Consider the following 22,457-nt stretch of genomic DNA (forward strand, 5'->3'; position numbering starts at 1 on the left):
GAAAACTTGACGCAAACCAAAACAACAAGGGCCGGGAACACCTGATAGCAGGTGCTTCCCGGCCCTTTGCCGTTCGTTGGGTTAATCCACGTCGAGGAGTTCAAGAATGACGCCCAGATCGCCCGTGCTTTCCACATAGGCGTATTTATCGCCGTTCTGAATGAGGGGATATCCGAAGGCCTCCAGCTTCGCGGCCGTTTCGAGCATGCGGTTCTTCGCCTTGAAGGCGATGTGATGCACGCCGGGACCTTTGGTGTCGAGAAATTCCTTCCAGGTGGTCGGGTCTTCCGTAGGCTCGATGAATTCGACGACGAGATTCTCCATATGAAAGAAGGACAATCTGACTCTGCCTTTCGTCGGCTGTCCCATGTACGTCACCGTATCGCTGCCGTCTTCGTTCGCCATGATGACGGCCGGGGCGGGAACGCCGAGCAGCTCGGCGAAGCGTGCGGTAGCTTTCTCCACGTCCCGAACGATCATCGCGATCTGGCAAACCAAGGTTGTTTGAAGGATCGTGTTTTCCATGCGCGTACCTCCTCGAATTTGCGTAATGATTTATTAGGAATCTCCCCGTTTACGGGGTTACGTCCCGCAATACGATCTCGTGACCAGCCGCAAGTCATTGCTTCATTAATAGGCTGACCGCGCAAACTCACTCTCGACTCCCTCGTGCCGACCGTACTGTCCGGCCATTCTCTATTCTTTCACCCTGTAGCTGACGAAAGCCAGTCGGCCGCTGTCGGGCGACCAGGAATTGACGTTCAAGGTGCCCTGTCCGCCGAACAGCTCGACGAGCGTGCGGAACTCGCCGCCGGCGCTCGACATGAAGCGAATTTCGACCTGCTTGTTCGCGGGATGGTCTCCGGGAGCGACATCGTCCTTGCCATACGTAATGTAGGCGATCGATTGTCCGTCCGGGGATACGTGCGGGAACCAGCTGTTGCTCTCGTCGAACGTCATTTGGACTTGTTCGCTGCCGTCGGCGTTCATGCGCCACACCTGCATCAAGCCGGAACGCACCGAATTGAACCAGATGTGTTTGCCGTCCGGCGAATATTCGGGACCGTCATTAAGCCCGGGCACGTTCGTCAGCTGCGTTTCGATGCCGCCATCGACGGGAATCGTATAGATATCGTACTCCCCGTTGCGCTCCGCGCAATACGCCAGCGTGCTTCCGTCCGGCGACCAGCCGTGCAGGTAGCTCGGAGCCATCGGCGTGACGAGCAGCGGTTCGCCGCCCGCCAGCGGGAACGTATAAATGCGGGACTGTCCGTCCTCGTAGGTATGATGGCTGACCGCGACCCGCGCGTTGTCGGGCGACAGCACATGGTCGTTGTTGCATTGCACGGCGTAGCCCGATTCGATGACCGTGCTTTCCCCCGTCGCGATGTCGTACGCGTACAGGTACCCCAGGCTGTTATAGACGAGACGCCGGCCGTCGCCGGTCCAATTCGGCGCCTCGATCAAGTAATCGAATACCTTCAAGACATTGCGCTCGCCGCTGCGCACGTCGATCGTTTCCAGGATGCTGATCACGTTCCTGCCTGTTTCTTTGCGTGGTTCCGATAGTGTATTCATCGTCTAGTCTCCTTAAGTTTCGATTCTCTCGCCGCTATTCTTGGATGACCGCGGGTTAAGCCCGCGGCTTGATATTCAAATTAACGCCCAAATCGTCCTCGCTGTCAACGATCGTCCAGCTGCTGCCCGGGTAGAAGCCGATCGTGCGCATCGCATAGCCCATCTCTTCCAGCTCGCCGATGACCGCATCGCGCTTGTCCCCGACTTGGAAACCCAGATGATGCACGCCGTTGCCGTGCTTGTCCAGAAACTCGCGGAACGTGCTGTCGTGCTCGTCCGGTTCGTGCAGTTCAATGACGAAATTGCCGGCCTTGATAACGGCGAACTTGAGCCCGTAATACGCGGGTTGTCCGCGATAAGTCAATTCCGGGTTATTTGCCGGCGCATGATTTTGAATCTCGGGCACGGGGATATTGAAAAATTCGGCCCATGTCTCGGCCGTCTTTTGGATGTCTTTCACGACGAGCGCGATCTGAATAAACCCGTCGAAGCTGATATTGTTTTCCATATAAGCACCTTCCTTGTCTCGTTCGTATAGAATAAATTTCCTTACTTCTCCAGTGTGCCCAAATGTTGAAGATGCGCCTTCATGTACGCGTCTGCCTTGAAGGCGAATCCGAACGTTTGTTTGATCTGCGAGACGTCGATGGGCATGGCCCCGGGATCGGGACGGCCTTTGTCCTCGAGCAGTATCCGGCTCTCGGAGCCCATGAGGTCGACCGCCATTTGCGCGATCTCGGCCCAAGTACGAAACTCGGTGCTGACGGCGGTATAATAGCCGCGGTTCAGCTCGTCGGAATGAAGCAGTGCCGCGTATACCTTCGCAAGATCGCCCGCCCAGATGAATTGCGTGCCGTCATGCTTGACGAAGGACATCGGTTCGTTGGCCAGGGCGCTCCGTACCATACGGACAAGCTTCAGGTCGGGATAGAGCGGACCGCCCTCAACGCAGGGATTGCCGAACGTATAGCCCGGCCGCACGATATTCGCCTGCAGGCGAAATTGCTGGGCGATGGCCATAAGATAAGCTTCCGTTGCCGCCTTGGTGGCGCCATAGTACGACGACGGCTTGATATAGCCCCGATCGTCATTCGGCGCCGAGCCGAAGCTCGCGATGGACGATGTATACACGATCTTGCGGACTCCCGCTTCCGCCGCCGCCTGGAACAGGCGGATCGAGGGGAGCGTTTCGTTGACGGCGTTCTCGACCGCCGTCCCGTCGAGCCACGAAAGCGCGACGTGGACGCATGCGTCCTGTCCCTCGAGCCCTGCCGCGATCGCATCCGAATCGGCCATCGTTCCGGTCACGAAACGGATGCGCTCGCGGCCCGCAAAACCCGGGACCTTATTGGCGTTCCTGGCAAGGAGCGTGAGCGAATGGCCATGCGACAGCAGCTCCTTGACGACGTACGACCCGATAAAGCCGGTGCCTCCGGTAATGAATATGTTCACGTTATGGCTCCTCCCCGTATCATTCCTTGACGCTGCCCATGACGAGTCCGGTCGTGAAATACTTCTGCAGGAACGGATAGATGCACAGAATCGGAATCATGGCCAAAAACATTTGCGCCGCGCCCGTCGTGCGTGCGCTGACCATGGACAAATATTTGGACAAATTGCCGCTGAGGTCGGTGTTGTTGCGAATGAATTCCTCCGGATTCACGACAACGGTCTGCAAATACGTCTGCAGCGGATAATGCTGGATCTGGTTCATGTAAATCATCCCGTCGAACCAGCTGTTCCAATGGTCGACGAACGCGAACAGCGTGACGGTCGCGATCGTCGGCGCCGAGACCGGCAGCACGACCCGGACCAGCGTCTGCAGATGACCCGCGCCGTCCATGTGCGCCGCCTCCAGCAGCTCCTTCGGCAGGCTGCGCATATAGTTCATGACGACCAGCATGCTGAACACGGGAAGCGCGCCGGGCAATACGAGCGACCAGACGGAATCGATCAACCCGGTGGATTTCACCACCATATACGTCGGAATCAAGCCGGCGTTGAACAGGATGGTCACGACGAAGAACCAGGAGAACAGGCTGCGGGCCCGGAAATCCGATCTCGATTTGGACAGCGGATACGCCGTCAGGATGATGAGCAGCAGATTGATCGGCACGCCGATCGCCGTTCGATGGAGCGAGACCACGAGCGACATGAAAAACTTCGACGTATTCGTGATGAATTGATAAGAGATCGTCGTAAAGCCGACCGGAAAAAAAGTAACCTCCCCCGCGGCCACCGCGGTTTTGTCGGAGAACGATACCGCCAGCAAATTAATGAACGGCGCCAGGCATAGTAAGGCAACGATCAGCAGGAAAGCCATATTGCACACAAGAAAGATCTTACGTGGCATGGAAGCCTTTATTCTCATTGTCCCGTCCTCCGCTAGAAGACTTTATATCCGGTAAACTTGTCGGCCAAGTAATACGACGCCACGATAAATATCATCGATACCCCTGATTTGAACAGGCCGGCGGCCGTGGAAAGCGAGTATTGCGCCTGCTCGATGCCCAGCCGGAACACGAAGGTATCCAAGATGTCGCCGCTGGAATACACCACGGGGCTGTACATGTTATAGATCTGGTCGAAACCGCCGTTCAAAATATTGGCCAGTCCGAGCACGCTCATCAGCACGACGATGGACGAGATGCCCGGCAGCGTGATGTGCCATGTCTGGCGCCAGCGGTTGGCGCCGTCGATCACCGCCGCTTCGTACAGCGCCGGGTCGATCCCCGTCAAGGCCGCCAGATAGATGACCGATCCGAACCCGAAGCTCTTCCAAATATCGCTCGCGACCATCGTGGCCGGGAACGCGTCCGGATTGCCAAGGAAGAAGATCGGTTCGATCCCCAGCTTGGCGAGCAGGATATTGACGAACCCTTCGCTCGGCGACAACAGATTGATCAGAATGCCGGATAAGATGACCCAAGACAAGAAATGCGGCAAATAGACCACTGTCTGAAAAATGCGCTTCGTCAGCAGACTTCTGACCTCGTTGAGCAGCAGCGCGAACGCGACCGGAACAATGACGCCCGCGACCATCTTGCTCAAAGCGATGACGACCGTATTCCGAATCACCGTGCCGATGTTCGGCATGGAAAACAACGTCGCGAAATTTTTGAACCCGACCCACTGCTGATGCCCGAACAGCCCTTTGGCCGGAATGAACTTCTGGAACGCGATTACGACGCCCGCCATGGAACCATAGCTGTAAATAGCCACCAGAACCACCGCGGGAAGCAGCATGAAATACAAAGGAAGCTCTCTAGCCAGCTTATCTTTTCGTTTCAGACTCGCAAACACCGGTTCTCCACCGCCTCTAACCGAATTGGACAATCCCGCCGCTTCCGGCAGCCCGCGGCGGACGCTCCTGCCGCGGGCCATGTTTAGGCGTTATTTCGCCGGATACATGGTATCGAGTTCGTCGAGCGTCTGCTGACCGCCCGCTTTCAGCCATTGCTGCACGAAGCTGTCGAAATAATCGACGGGCTTGGCGCCGGTTATGATGTCGGTGAAGGCCGTGATCGTGAGCGTATCCAGCGAAGCTACGTTCGTCAGCCAGGTTTCGGGTCGTTGAATGCCCAGGATGCTCTGGACGATCGCGTTATCCGGCATGTACTTGTTCAGCACGATCGGCAGCGATCCCGATTTGGACATTTGCCCCCAGGTGCCGAATGCATTGTCGTCCTTCGCAAGCGATCCGTCCTCGAAGCCGGCGATATAATCGTACAAGGGCTTCGCGGCGGGAGCGAGACCGTCGGAAGAGCCTTTGTCGAAGGCCTTCAGGAGATCGGCCGCGTATACTTCGCCCGGCTGGTCGATAAAGAGCGGCGAAAGTCTGTATTGCTCATCCGCCCAGTATTTGAGATAGTCTTCCTTCGTCGAATAATTGACGGTCTGATCGTACAAATCGAGGATCTTGATGGCGGCTTCGGGATGTTTGTACTCCGCGCTGACCATCGTCATCTGACCGACCGCGTTGCTCTCGATGCCGATCTTGTAATCATGGCCAGCTTCCGTGGGAATGGCGTACGGACGGACGATAACGCCATCCTTCTTGTACACGTTGTTGTACGGATACCACGTGCCCCAGTTGCTGCCGTACGCCATCCCGATCTTGCCGCTCGTGATGTCCTCGACGAGCGCCGATTCGTTCTTGGACGTAAATTCCTTGTTGATCAAGCCTTTTTTATACATATCGGCCAGCACCGCTAGCGCTTCTTTCATGTCCGGCTGGATCCAAGCAAACGTCATCTTGCCGTTCCCGTCGCGGTAGAACATGCTCTCGTCGCGGCCCGGAACGCCGAACGCGGAGACCAAGCCGAGGATGCTGCCGTGATTTTGCCGGATGAGATCCTTGTTCAGGGCAAGGCCGTACGTGTCGCCGTCGATGCCGTTGCCGTCCGGATCGCCGGTCGCGAACTTCTCCGCGAGCGCGACCATCTCTTCGACGGTCTTGGGCGGCTGGGAACCGGTATTTTTCAGCCAATCCTCGCGTATCCACAGGAACGGCGCCTCGTGAAAGTTGTCGTTCATGCGCGGGATGGCGTAAAGCTTGCCGTCTACCGTTGCGCCCGCGAACGAATCGGCGAATCTTTCCTTGTAGGCCTTGAGCGAATCGGACGCGTATTTGTCGAAGACGTCGGTGAGATCGGCCAGTTGGCCGTTCTGCGCCAGCTGCAGGAATACGTTCGCGTCCTGCGTTTTGAATACGTCCGGCAGATCGCCCGAGGCAATGATGGCATTCAGCTTATTCTTGTAGGCGTCGGTGCTGCTGTCGGCAGAGAAGGCCACCTTGAGATCGATATTGAGCTTATCTTTAATCAAACGGCTCCAGCGATTATCTTCCCAGGTGTCTTTGTCAAGGAGCTTGGAGGCTGCCGCGGTTTGAACGGCCCATGACATCGTGATCGGTTCTTGATACTTTCCGTCGGCATCCGTCGGCTCCGAGGCATTGCCCGTATTAACGGCATTTTCCTTGGCGTTGCCATCATCGGATCCGGTGGAAGCGGTTTCACAAGCTGAAAGGACAAAAACCATAAGCAAGCCCGCCATAACATGCGGCAGAACTCTACCGGATTTTATCTTCTTCACGCACAACTCCTCCTTATGATCGTTGCTACGTTGTTACAGCTTACTCTCGCCCGCGGTAGAACCGATAACCGGTCCCGCAAGACGGGTTCGAAAACTGAACTGATCCGTACTCTGCACAAAGCATTCGCCGCCGACTACATGCGGCATCACCCCTCTCGGAAATACGCGTCAAACCGTGTGAACACGCGTTTAAATTGGCCGAAAAAAACGAAAAATACCCTGAACACGCGTTTATGAAGATGTTAAAAAAAGAGCGTCATCGTTTCCGCACGCATCCCCCGATTGCCGGACCGCAATCATGCGAATTTCCATGTCTAAACGCAAATAAATGGCGGTAAAACAGATTGTTGCATCGCGTTTGCCCGGCAATGACTGTCGCGTTCGGCAGCGTTTATGCCTCGTGTTCGTAAACGCGTGTCTACGGACTCATAATACACAACTTGCAAAAACGCTGTCAATCGTTTATTTCTAAGCTTTTCCAAAAATAGTTTATGAGCCACCAAAAACATCATTGTGTGAACGCGTGTTTATGCTATAATACAAAAAACGGCAACCGCTTCTCGGCTGAGCTGGGGCCGGCGCTCTCCTCGCGTCTTCCCGCAAACGGCTTTTGCGCCGCACGCCGACCCGGCTCCCAGCATCACGCCGTACCTGAGGAGGCAATAGGCATGAACAACGACAAGGCCGATTTCATCCCCATCTTTGACGGACATTCGCTCGCGGGCTGGCATTCCGTCCCTCGCCTGCCCGTTTCCCGCGCCCCGGGCGAACCCGTACCGGACCCGGACGACGAGCATTACCGGCGCGCCATGCGGACGACGGGCAAATGGACGGTTGAGCATGGCGCCATCACGGGACGGCAGGATCCGCCCGGCTGCGGTTACGGCGGTTATCTCCTCAGCGACGGGGTATACGGCGATTTCGAGCTGCTCTTCGAGGCTCGTCCGGACTGGCCGGCGGATACCGGGGTCCTCGTGCGCTCCTCCTCGCTCGGCTCCCAAGGCTTCCAGATTTTGCTGGATCACCGCCGTTCGGGCAATATCGGCGGGATATACGGCAACGGAATCGGAGGCTTCCACGGCATCAATTTCACCCTCGACGCCGCGTACGACGAGCACGGCCGTCCCGTAGGGCTGAGATTGGAGGATCCTTCGACCGCCATCGAGCCGATGACCCCCGACAAGCCCGCGCTTCTTGACGACGCGGCAACCGGCGAGCAATTCCTCTCGCTATGGAAGTGGGACGATTGGAACGCCTTCCGGATTCGCGTCGAAGGCGCTTCTCCGCGAATCACCGTCCATATCAACGACGGGAAAATTTCCGAGATCGACACGGCTGCCCTCAGGCATCCCTTGTATAACCCCGCGGCGGTCCGGGATTTGCTCGGCCCCAAAGGACATATCGCCTTCGAAATCCATGATAACGATCCCGGCATGGGCGAAGCGCGCTGGGCGGCGAATGCGGCTTGCCGATGGCGGAATATCCGGATTCGCGAGTTATAGCCGCAGCATTAGATCGGCATTTCTTGACCCCGGTAATCGACGAAATTGAACTTCGTTTCTGGAATCGCTTTACGCTCGATCAAGTCGAGGATGCCCTTCGCGCTCGCTCGCGGATCGGTCGGCGCGTTCTCTCCGCCCATATCCGTCTTCATCCAGCCGGGATGAACGCTGAGCACCTGAATGCCGCGCTCCTTGACGTAAGCGAGGAGCTGCCGGGAGAACATATTCAGCGCCGTCTTCGTGATCGCGTAGGGATAGTCGCCCGGATAAGCGTGCGTGATGCTGCCCGCTTCCGAGGAAATATTGATCAGCGCGGCAGCCGGCTCCGTAAGCAGCGGCAGGAAATGCTTCGCCACCCGCATCGGTCCGAATAGATTGATATCGAACGAACGGATGACGTCGTCCATGTCAAGCGCTTCGATCGGGGTGTTGCGGGCCGCGAGTATGGCCGCGTTGTTCACGATCGCGCCGAGCGTCTTTCCTTCGCGCCCCAGCCGAGCGGCGAGTTCCGCGATTCCCGCTTCGTCCGTCACGTCCAGAGCGGCGAGCGCTATCCGCTTGTCGTATTTGCTCGCGAGCGCGGCCAACCGCTCGTCCTTCGCATAGGGATTGCGCACGCCCGCGATGACGGCATGCCCGCGCTCGAGCGCTTCGGCGGCGATTTCGAAGCCCAATCCGCGATTGGCGCCCGTTATAAATATATTCATTCCAACTTCCCCATCCCTTCGGTTGTTCCTTGATTTCCTGCGCGAAGAATCAGATTCTTCGGCAGGAGTCCCTCACGACCAGACTGCAATCCAGCGTGATTTCCTTGACCGTCAACGTCTTCTGTTCGATGGTCGAGATCAGCAAGGCGGTCATGCGTTTCAACATGTCGCCAAGATCGACGCGGATCGTCGTCAGGGCCGGGTGATGCTTCTCGCTCATCGCATGATCGTCGAATCCGATGACCGATAGGTCCTCCGGCACGCGCAGCCCATGTTCTTTGAGCGCCCGAATGGCGCCGAACGCGACGCTGTCGTTCGCCGCTACGATCGCCGTAGGCAGGTTAACCCCGCTGCGAAGGAGGGTTTGAACGGCATTGTAACCGCTCGTCTCGTGAAAATCGCCGTCCAGCACCCAATCCGGATTCACCTGCAAGCCGCACATGCGCATTGCCGTCATGAAGCCTTCGTATTTGGTCTTTCCGGACAGGCGGTTCATATCGCCGTTGATGACTCCGATACCGGTATGGCCAAGCCCTGCCAGATACGCCACGGCCTGCTTCATGCCCGAATCATTGTTGAAATTGGAAACGATCCGGTTGGGCTCGGGCTGCTCCGGAAGCTCCTGGTCCACGACGCCGACCACGAAGCCTTCGGCGATCAATTCCTCGATGAACGGCTCGCGATTCGCCGCGCCGATGAAGATGCCGCCGTCGATCCGCCGCTGATAGAAGATTTCCATGACGCTTTTGACCACTTCCGTATCCTTGGCATCGCGGATGATGTGCGTCAGGACGTAATATCCGTGTTCGGAAGCATGTTCGATCACGCTGACGATCAGCATATTCGTCAGCACGTCTGCGGATACTCTCCCCTGCCCGAAGAGAAAGAGGCCGATCGTACGGGCGCGCTTCCCCGCAAGAACCTGAGCGGATACATTAGGAAAATAGTTATGCGCTTCGATCACCTTCATAACCTTTTCACGCGTTTCGGCAGGAACGTTGGTATAATTGTTGATTACCCTGCTTACCGTGCTTCTGGATACCCCGGCAAGCCTGGCGATCTCCGTGCTGTTGATCTCTGATTTTTTCATGGTACCCATCCTCTTTCATAAACGCGTGTTTACGAATTTATCATACACATGGCCATGAAATGTTGTCAATCTTTTATGCGGGCATGCGACTATTTCAGTGATTCGGACTCTTGAATAAACGCGCGTTTATGATATGCTTAACCCGAAGCACTCATTTTCGGTACGGCAACCCTATTGCGAAGGATGGGATTCAGGTGCGTCTTGGCGGACAAGTATTTCTCGAACGGAAAGACCCGGAAAACTGGGCGAAAGCCCTCGCGGAAGCTGGCTTTCGCGCGACGACTTGCCCGATTGACGGAGACGCGGACATCGGCGAGCTCGACGATTATCTGGCCATGGCGCGGCGCCACGATATTCTCATCTCCGAGGTCGGCGCCTGGAGCAACCCGATCAGCCGGGACGAGGACACCAGGCGGAAGGCGGTCGCCTACTGCGTCAAACGGCTGGAGCTGGCCGAGCGGATCGGCGCGCAGTGCTGCGTCAATATCGCCGGTTCCCGCGGCGAACAATGGGACGGTCCCGATCCCGACAATTTCAGCGACGACACGTTCGCCCTGATCGTCGAGACGACCCGCGAGATCATTGACGCCGTCAAGCCCGAGCGTACCGTATTCGCGCTGGAGATGATGCCTTGGGTGTTCCCGGATTCCGCGGATTCCTACCTGTCGCTCGTACGGGCGATCGACCGCAAAGGCTTCGGCGTGCATTTCGATCCGGTGAATATTATCAGCAGCCCCCGGACGTACTATCGCAACGGCGATCTGATTCGCGATTTTTTCGCCAAACTCGGGCCGTATATTCGCAATTGCCACGCCAAGGATATTCTGCTGCGGGGCAGCTTGACCGTGCATCTGGACGAGGTTCGGCCCGGACTGGGCAATCTGGATTACCGCGCCTTTCTCACGGAGCTGAACAAGCTTCATCCCGATACGACGCTCATCATCGAGCATCTCTCGACCAACGAAGCGTACCGGCAGGCCGCGGAATACATCTCCGGCATCGCATCGGAGCTTCGCATTCCCTTATGACGGAGGTTCAGCGCATGACGAAGGAAGAACGATTGTTGGCGGAATTGCTGCGGGAGGAAGAGGAGCTGCAATTCGCCTCCTTCTCCAATGAAACCGCGCTGCAAATCGGGATGGCGATCATCGAGCGGGTCCAAGCGGACGGCAAGGCGGTCACGATCGATATCAACCGAGGCCGGCAGCAGCTGTTTCATTATGCCTGCTCCGGCACTTCGGCCGACAATGACGATTGGGCCGCCCGGAAAACCCGCATCGTCGAACGCTTCGGTCGCAGCTCGTATTATCTGGAAGTCGAACTAAGCGCCTCGGGCCGCACGATCGCCGAGCGTTATTTTCTCGACCCCGCCCGATATGCCCCCTATAACGGCGCGTTCCCGATCCGCGTGCGCGGCGCCGGCGTTATCGGGGCGATTGCCGTCTCGGGCTTACCGGGGGATCAGGATCATCGACTGATCACCTCGGTCCTCCGCGACTATATGGCCGGAGAACGTTAGTCGAAGCTTCATCGCGCACCAACATGCCCGCAAAAAACGAACCCTCATTGCCGCTGCAGCCGAGCGAGAATGAGGGTTTGTTTTGCTGACTATTTTATCGCTTCTTTTCTTCCGATTCGACATTCCCGCCGGATAGGGCTTAATAGGACCGCCGAGCTCAGAATACCCGTCTGGCCGTCACGAATCTATCCTTCCACTGCCCGTCGAAAGCTTCGATATGGACCCCGAGCTTGTCCGAATACGTGTGCAGGATTTTGCCGTCTCCGGCATAAATGCCGACGTGTCCGATATCGAGACCGCGCGCGCCGAAGAACAGCAAATCCCCTTTGCGCAGGTCTTCGAGCTTGACTTCCCGGCCTTCCTTCGCTTGATCGTAAGAGACGCGGGGAAGATCGATCCCGAGCACTTCGCCGAATACGCGCTTGACGAACGACGAACAATCGAAGGCATCGGTCTGATCGGAATCCGCGCCGAATTCGTAATGCGTGCCGATAAACGACGAGCCGAACGCGATCAGCGCATCCGCTTGCTTCATGGCCAAGTCCGGGCTCGTATAATTCGAATACTTGGGCTTCGCCGACATAAACCCGATCTTCCCGTCCTCCGTCTGCACCTCGAGCCAATTCGCGTCGACGGCGCGGATCACGTGGATCCGCTCGCCTTTCGCGAGCATCCGGACGAGGGATGCATCCACGTCGGAGCTCGGTTCGGTTCTCAGGTTAACGCCGTATGTAATCTCCGTCCCGAACGTATGGGCGGACGATATGCTGATCGAGCGGGCGTATGCATGCCATTGGACGACATTGCCCAGCATCTCGCTTACGAACCGCAGCGGTACCATGGAGAACCCGTCGATCAATTTCCCCGGCACCGGAAGCGTCAGCTTCTCCTGGTTTTTATAAGCGACGCTTTCGCCCATCCGATACGTGATGACCGCGCCGTCCTTCATCGCCGTAACCGATTGCGTGCGCTCGTCCCATTTTACTTGAGCCCCTTCCGCTTCGAAGACCGGACGCAAAGGCACGTAGCTGACGCCGTTCTCGACGACGGGCGGCGCGGAAAATGCCAGCGGGCGACCGTCCAGCAGCATCGTAGGCGGCTGTTCGCTCGCCGCGTGCGCGTTCTTGGCTTGGACCGTCGCGATCGTCAGGGCCAGCAAGGCGACCGTTGCGTATTTAATTGTGCTTTGTTGCATTCCTTGGACACCCTTTCCAACCGAGATAATGGTTAGACGCGAATGCGGGCCGGTTTGTTTTGGTCTTTTTTGCATTGGATGTTTTTACCACAATAATTCGGCGCTCATGGCTGGACGCGGGATCCTATATAACGATGAAAGCCTATGACCGCCGCCGCGATTGGCGATCATAGGCTTTCGAAGCTGACGATTATGCCGTGATGCCGCTGCCTTTCGGCGTCTCATGCCATAGCGTATCGAGGTGCGGCCGCGATGCTGCCCTCGATCCGCCGGCCGTTCTCTCTATCCGATCAGCAGCCCGTCCTCCGCCGACTCGCGCGGGAATGCGCCGGTCAGCTGCTTGCCCGTCGATACCGCGAACTTCAAGGCCTCGTCCATCAGCGCCAGCGGCACGGGACGGAAGAAGCCATGTATTTCGTAAGTGAAATCGCCTTGGTAGCCGGCATCGGCCAGCCCCGCCATTACATCGTCCCACTGAACCGTGCCTTGGTGCGGAAGCAGATGCGCGTCGGTCAATCCATGATTGTCCTGCACATGGATTGTTTTCAGCAGTGCGCCCAGCACGCGAATCGAATCGCCTTGGCGCAAGCCTTGCATATGCGCATGCCCCGTATCCCAGCAGGCGCCGAACAGCGGATGATTCAGACTGCCGACCAGCTCGGCCAATTCCTCGGGCGCGGCGCAATAGCTGCGCAGCGGCCGGCCGCCGCCTCTTGGACGGTCGAACATGTTTTCGAGCGCCACGCCGACGCCCGTCTCTTCCATGACAGGCAACAGACGCAAGTAAACGCTGCGGTTAAATTCCAATTGCTTCGTATACGACTCCGCGCCAACAAGCGTCCTATTGCCGGGATGCAGGACGACCCATGGCGCACCCAATATCGCGGCCGTACGCAGCGCCCGCTCCGAATAAGCCAGATAGGAATCGAGATCAAGCCCCAGCTGCATGCTGTCGAAGGCTGCGCCGTGAATAGGCCCGTGCGTTTGCGTGAACGCCGCGCCATGCGTCTCTGCCGCCTCGCGGATCTCCTGCGCCCAACGTTCTTCCTCCGTCCAGGACATGCCGAGCAGGCGGGGCACATAATCGGTATAATTGAAATCCAGCGCCTCGAAGCCTGCCGCCTTGCATCTGCGAATCGCCTCTCCGATCGGGTATTCCGTGTCGAACATATGAATGGATGTGGAAATGTTCATCTCGCCAACTCCTCCTTATGGTGGTCTTGCAGTAAATACCGCTGCACAATCCAGGCTACCCCGTCTTCCTCGTTGGTCGGTCCGATCAGCTTGGCCAGGCGCTTCAGTTCGTCCTCGGCATTGCCCATGGCAATTCCAAGACCGACAGCCTGAATCATCGCTGCGTCATTCATGCCATCCCCCGCCGCAATGACCTTCTCCATGGGAATGCCCCATTGTCCGGCCAGCTCCGCGACGCCCGACGCTTTGCTCACGCCTCTGGCGTTGATCTCGCATTGGTATGGATTAGCCCGGCTGACCTCCACCTGATCCTGCCATTCCTGCACGCTCTGCCGGATGCGCGCCATGATCGCATGGTCCCGGGACTCGACCGCGAACGAGAACCAAGCCGCTTCCTCCGGCTCCGGAAACGGAACCCCGGCGTTGCTGTAATAGCTTCCCTCCCTGGCATGGCCCCAGTGCAGGACGCCATGCTCCTCCGCCGCCATCCGCAGCCGGCGGACCCAAGGCGCATCCAGACTACGTTCGCTTAAGAGCTTCCCCGGCGCAAGCCAGTTCTGAGCGCCGTTGGCGCAGACCATCGGCGTGCTCAGGCCGAGCTCCTTCATGACCGGAAGCAGCTGATCCACCGGCCGGCCGGAAGCCAAGATCACGAGGCAGCCGTGCTCCGAGGCTTGATGCAGCGCTTCGCGGGTAGCATGGGCCAGCTCCCCCCGGGGGTTAAGCAGCGTGCCGTCGATATCGAGCGCGATGCAATTATAGGTCATGGAATCGCCTCCTAGCCGTTCGCATATATGCGCGGCGTTCATCGCCGCATCCCGATGCGCGGTTAATTTCTGAACAATGAGAAATCATCGTATTGCGCCCAGGCGCCTGCATTGCCGCTGGCCGAGACAGCCAGCTTGACCGAAGCTCCCTCCGGTACGCCGATACCGCCGATACTATACTCCGTCCAAGTCGTCGTAGTCGGCAAATTCAACTCTTTGCTCAAAGCGCCGTTCACGTAGACCTGCAGCTTTTTGGATGCGAAGCTGTTGCCGCTCCGATGCCATACCTTGGCCGTGTACGTCCCCGCGCTCAGCCCGGAAGCGGAGGCGTTCTCCAGCAGCGTCGTATACGCGCTATTGCTCCAGGACTTGGCCGCCTTGGAACCGGCATGCACTTCCGCCGGGTCCGTGGCGATGCTAATATTGCCCGCGTACGTCCAATTGCTCCAATCCGACTCGAAGCCCGGGTTTAACAGACCGCCGGCCGCCGCCCAGGTTCCTTGCGCCGCATCGACGTTCCAGTTGGCATAACCGTTGATCGTTGGCGAGCCGTCGGCCGCGAAGCTGAGCGGGTACCAGGCGTATACGCCCTTGCTCATATCGCCGCCGGAATAATTGCTCCAGCGATCGCCGCAGTAGACGTACGCGGTTCCCTGCGTTCCCTGTACCTCCAGCACGAAATCATGCTGCGTGTTGAACGAATCGGACGAAGCGGGAGACGTCGCCACCGCCTTGCGCGCCGACCAAGGCCCGGCCATGCTGTCCGCGGTCCGATACGCCGTGTCGCTGGACTTCCAGCCCCGGGTATTGGAGGTGAAGTAGTAGTACTTGCCGCCTCGCTTGAAGACGGAGGCCGCTTCGCGAACATCGCCGTTATCCCAGGTGCCGCCGGAAAATTCGCTGTAATTCCCCGCCGTCGGCGCAAGAGGCGTCAGGAAATCGCTCGACAGCTTCAGGATCGCCTGCCCCCCGTTGGCTTGTCCTTTATCGAAGGTATACATCAGATAAGCGCTCGTTCCGTCCTGATAGGCGCCCAGATCGCCCAGGCTGTAGAGCGTGCCCGACGCGTCCGGCAGCTTCTTGATCAAGCTGGCGCTCTGATAGGTCCAGGCATTGCCGGCCGACAGGTCCGTCGCCGTCAGAAAGGCGTATTGGTTGCGCACCCCCGTCTCGTGGCCGCCCCATTCCAGCACCATCACGTATTTGCTCGTCGCCGCGTTCCACATGACGTACGGACGTCCCACCCAATCGCCGGATTGGAACGGAATACTCGGCATGCCCGGCGTAATCCGTCCGCCGCTTTGCTTGGTCCACGACCGCAGATCCGTCGAGGTATAGTGGTTGATGGCATAGAAACGATAATCTCCCGCGCTCCCGAAATCCGGTCCGAACCAATGATACACGCCGCCGGCTTTAATCATGCCGCCGCCTTGGGCCTTGATCGGATTGCCGTCGGTATCCACCCACTGCGTATCGTTATGAATCGCGGCCGAAGCCGCGTATGCGGAAGGCATTCCCTCGAACATGAAGCACAACATGAGCAGCACCGCCAATGTTTTTTTCATTTTTGACCATTCCTCCATCGAATAAGGTTCGTTATTCGCCTGTCGGTCTCATGGTGTAAAGGTTCTATTGGATGCCCTTGAATTCCTGATACTGCTTGGTCCATACTTCCGTCAATATGTCGCCTTCAATCTTCATGTAGTCCGCGACGGCCTTGTCCCAGCCGGCCTCGTCGATCGCTCCGATGATGTACTGAATTTGCGATTCGGCGATCTTCGTAGCGCCGTCGCCGGTCAGATTCTCCGCCGGCGTACCCGTCAGCGTGAACGGAATGGCGGCATCGAAGGGCTCGACGAACTTGTAATCCTTGTAAATGTCTCTCATCTTGTACTCGATCTTGCCGGGCTTGTCGTAATCCGCCGGCACGTAGGTCGGCCAGATCGCCGGATCGAAGAAGTCCGCCAGGTTGTAATAGCCGGCATAGCGTTCCGAGGCGTTTTCCAGCAGCGTGAACGTATTTTTGCTCTTGTCCACCCACTCCCAGTTCTCGCCCTCGACGCCGTTCCAGGTCAGCATGACATTCTCCGGCGAAGCCAAGGTCCAATCCAAATATTTGATCAAGAAGGCCGCGTTCTTGCTCGTGCTCGGAATGAGCAGCGTGGAGGAATATTTCGGATTGCTTCCCCATGCCGGCGTTCCCGTCGCCGGCGCATCCTCGAGCGGCGGCAGCGGATCGTACGCCACGTTCGGATTCTTCTCGTTCAGCTTGATCTGATTGCCGACCATGGAATTGAACCAGCCCGAATAGGCGCCGACTCTGTCGGCCAGCACGAGATCCGTGATCTGGTTGGTGTTGATGGTCGCGAAGTCCTTCAGGATGTACCCCTTGGCGTACCAATTCCGGAACGTGGTCAGCATCTCCTTGTAGCCCGGGGCGCTGACGGCCGGAATGACTTCGTCGCCTTTCAGGTATCGGGTGGATTCGTCTCCCATGAAGTAGGGCTGGAAGATCTGGATGAGTCCGTTCAGGTTCCAGGAGTGCAGCAGCGGAATTTCGTCCTGCTTGCCGTTTTTGTTCAGATCGGTTTTCTTCACGGCATCCATGTAGGCTTCGAATTCGGCCATCGTGTGCGGCATTTCCATGCCCAGCGCATCGAGCCAGTCCTTCCGGATCGTCGGCGCGTAGCCGGTCGGGAAAGACTCTCGTCTCGGAATGCCCCAGATGACGCCGTCCTTGTCCTTCATAACCTCCAAAGCGTCCTTCATGTATTTCTGGATATTGGGCCCGTATTGGTCGATCAGGTCGTTCAGCGGCATGAGCGAGCCTTTATCCTTCAGCGCCGTCCAGCTGACCAGCTGTCCTTCAATGAAATCGAATTTCTCTCCCGAGGCCAGCAGCAGATTGATCTTGTCCGGATAGACATCCCGCGGAATGACCTCCGCTTCCAGCTTGATGCCGGATTGCTTCTCGATGATGTCCAGCACCTTCTGGTTGTCGGTGCCGTTCTCGCGGGTGCCCAAGCTTCTTCTGACGATTTTCAGCGGTTCGGTTTGCACGGGCTGCTCGGCCGGAGCGGCGTTGGCGTCCTGCGGCGCATTCGACGCGCTCGCCGTATCGGCTTCTTCGGCTCCGCTGCTGCTGCTGCAGCCTCCCAGCACGGCCACGGCCACCATGGAAGTCAATACCAGCGTTATCAACCCGGTCTTCTTTGGCAATTTCGTGTTCATATGTTCTCTCCCACTCCCAAACCGATTGTATTGATGCTGCCCGCGGGCGATACCGGCCGGATCATGGCAATCTGCCGCAATCCATTCAGCCCTTGATCGAGCCTACGGTGATTCCTTTGACGAAGTAGCGCTGCAAAAACGGGTACACGCACAAGATCGGCAGCGTCGTCACGACGATGGTCGCCATGATGACGGACTGCGCCGGCGGATTGACTTCCACCACGGCATCCGACCGGATCATATCGTTTAAATTCGTATTGTGAATGATTTCCCTCAGAAACACCTGAACGGGCCATAAGCCGCGGTCATTGATGTAGATCATGGCATCGAACCACGAATTCCAATGGCCTACCGCGTAGAACAGCGAAATGGTCGCGAGCGCGGCGGTCGACAAGGGAAGGATGATTCGCAGGAAGATCACCAGCTCGCTCGCGCCGTCCATTTTGGCCGATTCGATGACGCCTTGGGGAATCTGCATGAAGAAATTACGCAGGATCAACATGTTCCATGCGCTGATCAGACCGGGCAGAATGAGCACGGCGAAGTGGTTGTACAGCCCCAGGGACTTAACCAGCAGGAACAGCGGAATCAGGCCGCCGCCGAACCACATCGTAAAGGCAATGAGCATGGTGAACGCACCCCGCAGCGGATAGTCCCGGTTGGACAGCACGAACGCCAGCGCCGCCGTGAACAGCATGTTGCAAAACGTTCCTGCGAGCGTCCGCAAAATCGTGATCGCGTAGGCATTTACGATATAAGAACCGGATGAAAAGACATATTTGTAGCCGGAAATATCCCATACCGTCGGCCAGATGGCGAACGGATGAGCCGCCCTGTCCAGATCGGTCATCACCGAACGCCCGAATACGAACAACACCGGGTAAAGCATGACGAGGCACACGAGTATCAGCATGATCGTGTTGCACGCGTCGAACAGTTTCTCACCTAACGTCTGCTTCAAGACACGCCTCCTGTACACTGAAGCCTTGCGGCAAAGTCGGCTAGCCGCCAGCTTGGACGACTACCATAAGCCATCGGAGCCGAGCCGCTTGGCAGCCCGATTGGCCAGCACGACCAACGCCAGCGCCACCACCGATTTGAATAAGCCCACCGCGGCCGAATACGCAAACTTCGCCTCTACCAACCCTTGTCGATAGACATAGGTATCAAAGTTGTCCGCAACGTCATAGACCGCCGGGCTGTAAAGATTGAAAACTTGCTCGAAATGGCCGTCCAGAATGTCGCCCATGCCGAGAATCAGCATGATCGCCACGATTTCCTTTATGCCTGGCAGCGTAATATAAATCATCTTGTGCCATTTTCGCGCCCCGTCCATGGCTGCCGCCTCATAGAGCTCCGGATCGATGCTTGCCATGGCCGCCAAATAGATGATCGTTCCCCAGCCGACTTCCTTCCAGATATTCGTCAGCACCAGGATGAGACGGAAATATTCCGGATCGCTCGTGAAGGCCACCGGCTCTTTGCCCATCAGCTCCATTAACGCATTGACAGGCCCGCCGGTCGGCGTGAGCAGCTGCAGCACCAGTCCCGCGCACACGACCCATGACAGGAAGTGCGGCATATAGCTGATGCTCTGAACCGCTTTCTTGAACCATAGCCCCCGCGCTTCGTTAATCAGCAAGGCCAGAATAATCGGGGCGGGGAAAGCAAAGATCAGCAGATACAGGCTGAGCACCAGCGTATTGCGCAGCAGCCGCCAGAAGTAGATGGAGTGGAAAAACAGATTGAAATTTTTCATCCCCGCCCAATCGCTATGGACGATGCCCTCGAAGCCGCCCATGCCCTTGTAATCCTTGAAGGCAATGACGATGCCATACATCGGCAGATACTTGAAGATCAGAAAATATAGCATGCAGGGCAGGGCCAGCGCGTGCAAATACCGGTATTTCCAAATCCATGTCGCTGCCTTCCTGCGGACCGTGCCGATCGAACGTTTCCTGCTTGGTGCGGCGATCGTGTTCATTATCGGATTCTATCCTCCTTTCCGCTTCGTTGTCCGACCCCGTCTATCGTAGCCACCGCGCGGTCCGAACGTAAATCGGAATATCTGACACTGCGTACCAAATTCTCGTAATCCGCGTCCCACAATCGCAAACAACGTGCCACCGGACGTTCCAGCAACAGAAAAATCCTTGATTGCTCAAGGATTTTCGATCCAATCGATATGATAGCCTTTGACGTATTTGCCGGGGGTGATTCCCTTGATCTCCTTGAAGATCTTGATGAAATACTTCGAGCTGCTGAAGCCGACCCATTGCGCGATGTCCTTGATCTTGAGATCCTCCTCCTGCAGCATGGAGCAGGCCTGCTCGATTCTCGTATTGTTGAGGAGCTGGACGAACGTGCTGCCCGTATGCGCTTTAAGGATTTGATTGATGTACGTCGGACTCAAATTCACCTGCTCGCTTACCGACTCGAGCGTAATGTCCTGCATGTAGTGGTCCTTGATATAACCGGCGATGCGTTGAAAATACTTGCTGGCCCGGGTCGTCTTGTTGGCTTCGATCACGTCGATGATCGTTTGAATCAAGCCGCCGAAGAAGATTTCCACCCGCTCCTTGCCGTTCAGGCTGCTGAGCCGGTCGATGCTGTATTCCTCGCCGTAGATCTCGTCGACGGACAAGCCGAGCTCGTTGATCAATGCCATGAGCGTACTGTTCAGATGGAACACGAACTGGTACATGTTCTGATAGCGCCGGTCCTTGCTGATTCCGCCCAGCATCTCCATGAACAACGCGAGCGCGTCGTCCTTATTGCAGGCGCGAATGTTGTTTTTGAGCAGCTCCTCTTTATCGTAGGGATAATTGTACGCCGTCTTGTCGCCGCTGCGGATGTCGCTCGTCAGCATGATGTCCGTCCGGCCGTATAAAATTTTGTATTTGAGCAGCTCCCGCACTTCCCGGTAGTTCCTGGCGATATGCAGCAGATCCGTAGGCTCGTCGCTTACGATCGCGGTAAAGGATACCTGCAGGCGGTGAAGCAGCTGCTGCTGCAATTCTCTGATCTTCGCCAGCAGCTCGCCCGCTCCCGCCGAAGGGCTCTCCAGCGCCACGACGAGCTGATTGCTGTGGTTGACCAGACTGAAGCTTGCGATGCCCTGTCTGGAGCCGAAATATTCCGTAACCGCATCCAGCACGGAATAGAGCAAAATGCTGTCATTGCGCGCCTTGTAGCCGCCGGTCCCCTCGTCCACGTCCAGCTCGAGCAGCATCAGCGTCAGATTCCGCCGGGGAATGTCCAGCGCGAATAGCTTCAGGTTATCCTCGATTTCCTCCCAGCCGGTGTATACGCCCCAGATGAGATTGTTCAGAATCTTCTCCCGGAACACGGGAACCGTCAGCTCCAGCTTCTCCTCCAGCTGCTCGTGATTGTCCAGTATATCCAGCACCGCGTCGCGAATCACGCCGAGCTCGTTGCCCTTGCCGGGGATGCGGCGCGTCCTTGCGCGGATATGCTTGCGCAGCTCGTCCACCGGCTTCACCGCGCGCATCGTGAACAGCAAGGAGACGATGAGGCTGAAGGCGAGCAGGACGAAGCTCATCAGCAGAATAATATTGCGGATCATATGTATGCTGCCGGTGATGCCGCCGAACGGATACATGGCCACGTAAGTCCAGCCCCGGTTTTCCGCGGTGTTGTACACGACGAGCTGCTCCTTGTCCCCGACGTTCGACACGAAGCTGCCGCTCGCGCCGGCGAATGCGTTCTGAAAACTCGGCCGGGTACGGATATCCGTATACAAGTCCTCCTTGAGCCCGGAAACGATGACTTCCTTCTTGCTGTTGAGCACGAGGAAAGGCGTCTCTCCGCCGTTCTGAATTTGGGCATGCAGCTCCCGGTAGACCAAGGATTGGTCGATATTGATAATCAGCGCGCCGTTGTAATTGTTCGCCCTGTCGAGCGGCAGATGGGCGTACACCGAGAATACGTCCAGCGTCCGCGGGCTGTTGTTCCAGAATTTGACGGGATGCGTATCCGACACGATCAGCGTGCGGCTGTCGTTTTCGTACCAGTTCATAAAGTCCAGGTCGGGAAAGTTGGCCGCGTCGGATATCCCGTACTCGGTCGAGATCACTTTATCGTTCTTGGCGAGGTACAAATAAACGGAATGGACATAGCGATTGGAGGCTTTGATCTGGTTGATCTTCTGATTGATATAGTCCCAGTCCGCGTATTGTTCGTCCGCGTCGGCGCTGGCCATAATCTGGTTCAGGCGGCTGTCCTTGTACGACTGCTTGGAAATATCGATGATATTATTGACGACCAGCTCCACGGAGGCGGCGAATTGATCCAACGCCTGCCGGTTGGACTCGCCGAAATCCTTGATCACCATGCCCTTGGCTTCCCGGTAATAAACCGTTCCCAGAATCGCGATCGGCACCAGAATCAACACGGTAATGAACAGCTGAATTTTCAACATCAGGATCCGGTCCTGAATCAATCGGCCGACGGCTTTGAAGCTTCTCACGCGATGCCTCCACCCAAGAAAGGAATAAATTGCATTTCCCATTTTACGCGTTCATCGTTTGCCTCGCGTTAAAGGGATGACAAGTTATTGT

At 57.2% G+C, this 22,457-nt stretch carries 20 protein-coding genes; 3 read left to right on the plus strand and 17 right to left on the minus strand.

Going from position 1 to position 22,457, the window contains the following annotated elements; genetic code table 11:
- Window positions 1–81: 81 nt before the first annotated feature.
- The 7 genes from AC50YL_RS03955 to AC50YL_RS03985 form a co-directional block, all read right to left on the minus strand.
- Window positions 82–525 carry a VOC family protein gene (locus AC50YL_RS03955; RefSeq protein ID WP_494829454.1) on the minus strand — a complete coding sequence of 148 codons (444 nt, stop codon included), beginning with the start codon at window positions 523–525 and terminating at the stop codon, window positions 82–84.
- A 171-nt stretch (window positions 526–696) separates the two neighbouring features.
- Window positions 697–1,578, minus strand: a complete 882-nt coding sequence (locus tag AC50YL_RS03960) for a TolB family protein (protein WP_494829456.1) — start codon at window positions 1,576–1,578, stop codon at window positions 697–699.
- Window positions 1,579–1,633: 55 nt separating this feature from the next.
- Entirely contained in the window at window positions 1,634–2,086 is a 453-nt protein-coding gene (locus AC50YL_RS03965; RefSeq protein ID WP_494829457.1) for a VOC family protein, read from the minus strand.
- A 41-nt stretch (window positions 2,087–2,127) separates the two neighbouring features.
- Window positions 2,128–3,030 (minus strand): NAD-dependent epimerase/dehydratase family protein, encoded by a 903-nt coding sequence (locus tag AC50YL_RS03970; RefSeq protein ID WP_494829459.1) that lies wholly within the window; start codon window positions 3,028–3,030, stop codon window positions 2,128–2,130.
- A 19-nt stretch (window positions 3,031–3,049) separates the two neighbouring features.
- Window positions 3,050–3,931 (minus strand): carbohydrate ABC transporter permease, encoded by an 882-nt coding sequence (locus AC50YL_RS03975; protein WP_494829461.1) that lies wholly within the window; start codon window positions 3,929–3,931, stop codon window positions 3,050–3,052.
- 32 nt (window positions 3,932–3,963) lie between these two features.
- Window positions 3,964–4,824, minus strand: a complete 861-nt coding sequence (locus tag AC50YL_RS03980; RefSeq protein WP_494829797.1) for an ABC transporter permease — start codon at window positions 4,822–4,824, stop codon at window positions 3,964–3,966.
- Window positions 4,825–4,971: 147 nt separating this feature from the next.
- Window positions 4,972–6,672 carry an extracellular solute-binding protein gene (locus tag AC50YL_RS03985; RefSeq protein WP_494829463.1) on the minus strand — a complete coding sequence of 567 codons (1,701 nt, stop codon included), beginning with the start codon at window positions 6,670–6,672 and terminating at the stop codon, window positions 4,972–4,974.
- A gap of 668 nt (window positions 6,673–7,340) precedes the next feature.
- On the opposite strand from AC50YL_RS03985, the gene AC50YL_RS03990 reads away from it, so the two are divergent.
- Window positions 7,341–8,174, plus strand: coding sequence for a 3-keto-disaccharide hydrolase (locus AC50YL_RS03990; protein ID WP_494829465.1), 834 nt, complete (start codon window positions 7,341–7,343; stop codon window positions 8,172–8,174).
- Window positions 8,175–8,182: 8 nt separating this feature from the next.
- On the opposite strand, the gene AC50YL_RS03995 is transcribed toward AC50YL_RS03990, so the two are convergent.
- On the minus strand, window positions 8,183–8,881 hold the full coding sequence (locus AC50YL_RS03995) for an SDR family oxidoreductase (RefSeq protein WP_494829466.1): 699 nt from the start codon (window positions 8,879–8,881) through the stop codon (window positions 8,183–8,185).
- A gap of 49 nt (window positions 8,882–8,930) precedes the next feature.
- Window positions 8,931–9,971, minus strand: a complete 1,041-nt coding sequence (locus AC50YL_RS04000; RefSeq protein ID WP_494829468.1) for a LacI family DNA-binding transcriptional regulator — start codon at window positions 9,969–9,971, stop codon at window positions 8,931–8,933.
- A gap of 194 nt (window positions 9,972–10,165) precedes the next feature.
- Between AC50YL_RS04000 and AC50YL_RS04005 the strand changes: the two genes are divergently transcribed.
- Entirely contained in the window at window positions 10,166–10,999 is an 834-nt protein-coding gene (locus AC50YL_RS04005) for a sugar phosphate isomerase/epimerase family protein (protein WP_494829470.1), read from the plus strand.
- 14 nt (window positions 11,000–11,013) lie between these two features.
- Window positions 11,014–11,490, plus strand: coding sequence for a heme-degrading domain-containing protein (locus tag AC50YL_RS04010; RefSeq protein ID WP_494829472.1), 477 nt, complete (start codon window positions 11,014–11,016; stop codon window positions 11,488–11,490).
- Window positions 11,491–11,647: 157 nt separating this feature from the next.
- Here AC50YL_RS04010 and AC50YL_RS04015 read toward each other — a convergent pair whose 3' ends face one another.
- From AC50YL_RS04015 to AC50YL_RS04050, 8 genes are all read right to left on the minus strand, one after another.
- On the minus strand, window positions 11,648–12,685 hold the full coding sequence (locus AC50YL_RS04015; protein ID WP_494829473.1) for a stalk domain-containing protein: 1,038 nt from the start codon (window positions 12,683–12,685) through the stop codon (window positions 11,648–11,650).
- Window positions 12,686–12,967: 282 nt separating this feature from the next.
- Window positions 12,968–13,879 carry a sugar phosphate isomerase/epimerase family protein gene (locus AC50YL_RS04020; RefSeq protein ID WP_494829474.1) on the minus strand — a complete coding sequence of 304 codons (912 nt, stop codon included), beginning with the start codon at window positions 13,877–13,879 and terminating at the stop codon, window positions 12,968–12,970.
- Window positions 13,876–14,646, minus strand: coding sequence for a Cof-type HAD-IIB family hydrolase (locus AC50YL_RS04025; protein WP_494829475.1), 771 nt, complete (start codon window positions 14,644–14,646; stop codon window positions 13,876–13,878). The genes AC50YL_RS04020 and AC50YL_RS04025 overlap by 4 nt, the downstream gene beginning before the upstream one ends.
- A gap of 62 nt (window positions 14,647–14,708) precedes the next feature.
- The gene (locus AC50YL_RS04030) at window positions 14,709–16,211 is read right to left on the minus strand and encodes a hypothetical protein (protein WP_494829476.1); all 1,503 of its coding nucleotides are present in this window, start codon (window positions 16,209–16,211) and stop codon (window positions 14,709–14,711) included.
- Window positions 16,212–16,275: 64 nt separating this feature from the next.
- The gene (locus AC50YL_RS04035; protein ID WP_494829477.1) at window positions 16,276–17,877 is read right to left on the minus strand and encodes a type 2 periplasmic-binding domain-containing protein; all 1,602 of its coding nucleotides are present in this window, start codon (window positions 17,875–17,877) and stop codon (window positions 16,276–16,278) included.
- Between the two features lie 85 nt (window positions 17,878–17,962).
- Complete coding sequence (locus tag AC50YL_RS04040) at window positions 17,963–18,838, minus strand: carbohydrate ABC transporter permease (protein ID WP_494829479.1); 876 nt, start codon at window positions 18,836–18,838, stop codon at window positions 17,963–17,965.
- 60 nt (window positions 18,839–18,898) lie between these two features.
- On the minus strand, window positions 18,899–19,861 hold the full coding sequence (locus tag AC50YL_RS04045; protein WP_494829480.1) for an ABC transporter permease: 963 nt from the start codon (window positions 19,859–19,861) through the stop codon (window positions 18,899–18,901).
- A 177-nt stretch (window positions 19,862–20,038) separates the two neighbouring features.
- Complete coding sequence (locus tag AC50YL_RS04050) at window positions 20,039–22,366, minus strand: AraC family transcriptional regulator (RefSeq protein ID WP_494829481.1); 2,328 nt, start codon at window positions 22,364–22,366, stop codon at window positions 20,039–20,041.
- Window positions 22,367–22,457: the final 91 nt, after the last annotated feature.

This window comes from Paenibacillus sp. J22P277 (assembly GCF_059383675.1).

Bases quoted from the DNA above. Each gene is read 5' to 3' on its own strand.
- AC50YL_RS03955 (WP_494829454.1), bottom strand. From the start codon at position 525: ATGGAAAACACGATCCTTCAAACAACCTTGGTTTGCCAGATCGCGATG.
- AC50YL_RS03960 (WP_494829456.1), bottom strand. From the start codon at position 1,578: ATGAATACACTATCGGAACCACGCAAAGAAACAGGCAGGAACGTGATC.
- AC50YL_RS03965 (WP_494829457.1), bottom strand. From the start codon at position 2,086: ATGGAAAACAATATCAGCTTCGACGGGTTTATTCAGATCGCGCTCGTC.
- AC50YL_RS03975 (WP_494829461.1), bottom strand. From the start codon at position 3,931: ATGCCACGTAAGATCTTTCTTGTGTGCAATATGGCTTTCCTGCTGATC.
- AC50YL_RS03980 (WP_494829797.1), bottom strand. From the start codon at position 4,824: ATGCTGCTTCCCGCGGTGGTTCTGGTGGCTATTTACAGCTATGGTTCC.
- AC50YL_RS03990 (WP_494829465.1), top strand. From the start codon at position 7,341: ATGAACAACGACAAGGCCGATTTCATCCCCATCTTTGACGGACATTCG.
- AC50YL_RS03995 (WP_494829466.1), bottom strand. From the start codon at position 8,881: ATGAATATATTTATAACGGGCGCCAATCGCGGATTGGGCTTCGAAATC.
- AC50YL_RS04000 (WP_494829468.1), bottom strand. From the start codon at position 9,971: ATGAAAAAATCAGAGATCAACAGCACGGAGATCGCCAGGCTTGCCGGG.
- AC50YL_RS04010 (WP_494829472.1), top strand. From the start codon at position 11,014: ATGACGAAGGAAGAACGATTGTTGGCGGAATTGCTGCGGGAGGAAGAG.
- AC50YL_RS04015 (WP_494829473.1), bottom strand. From the start codon at position 12,685: ATGCAACAAAGCACAATTAAATACGCAACGGTCGCCTTGCTGGCCCTG.
- AC50YL_RS04020 (WP_494829474.1), bottom strand. From the start codon at position 13,879: ATGAACATTTCCACATCCATTCATATGTTCGACACGGAATACCCGATC.
- AC50YL_RS04025 (WP_494829475.1), bottom strand. From the start codon at position 14,646: ATGACCTATAATTGCATCGCGCTCGATATCGACGGCACGCTGCTTAAC.
- AC50YL_RS04030 (WP_494829476.1), bottom strand. From the start codon at position 16,211: ATGAAAAAAACATTGGCGGTGCTGCTCATGTTGTGCTTCATGTTCGAG.
- AC50YL_RS04035 (WP_494829477.1), bottom strand. From the start codon at position 17,877: ATGAACACGAAATTGCCAAAGAAGACCGGGTTGATAACGCTGGTATTG.
- AC50YL_RS04045 (WP_494829480.1), bottom strand. From the start codon at position 19,861: ATGAACACGATCGCCGCACCAAGCAGGAAACGTTCGATCGGCACGGTC.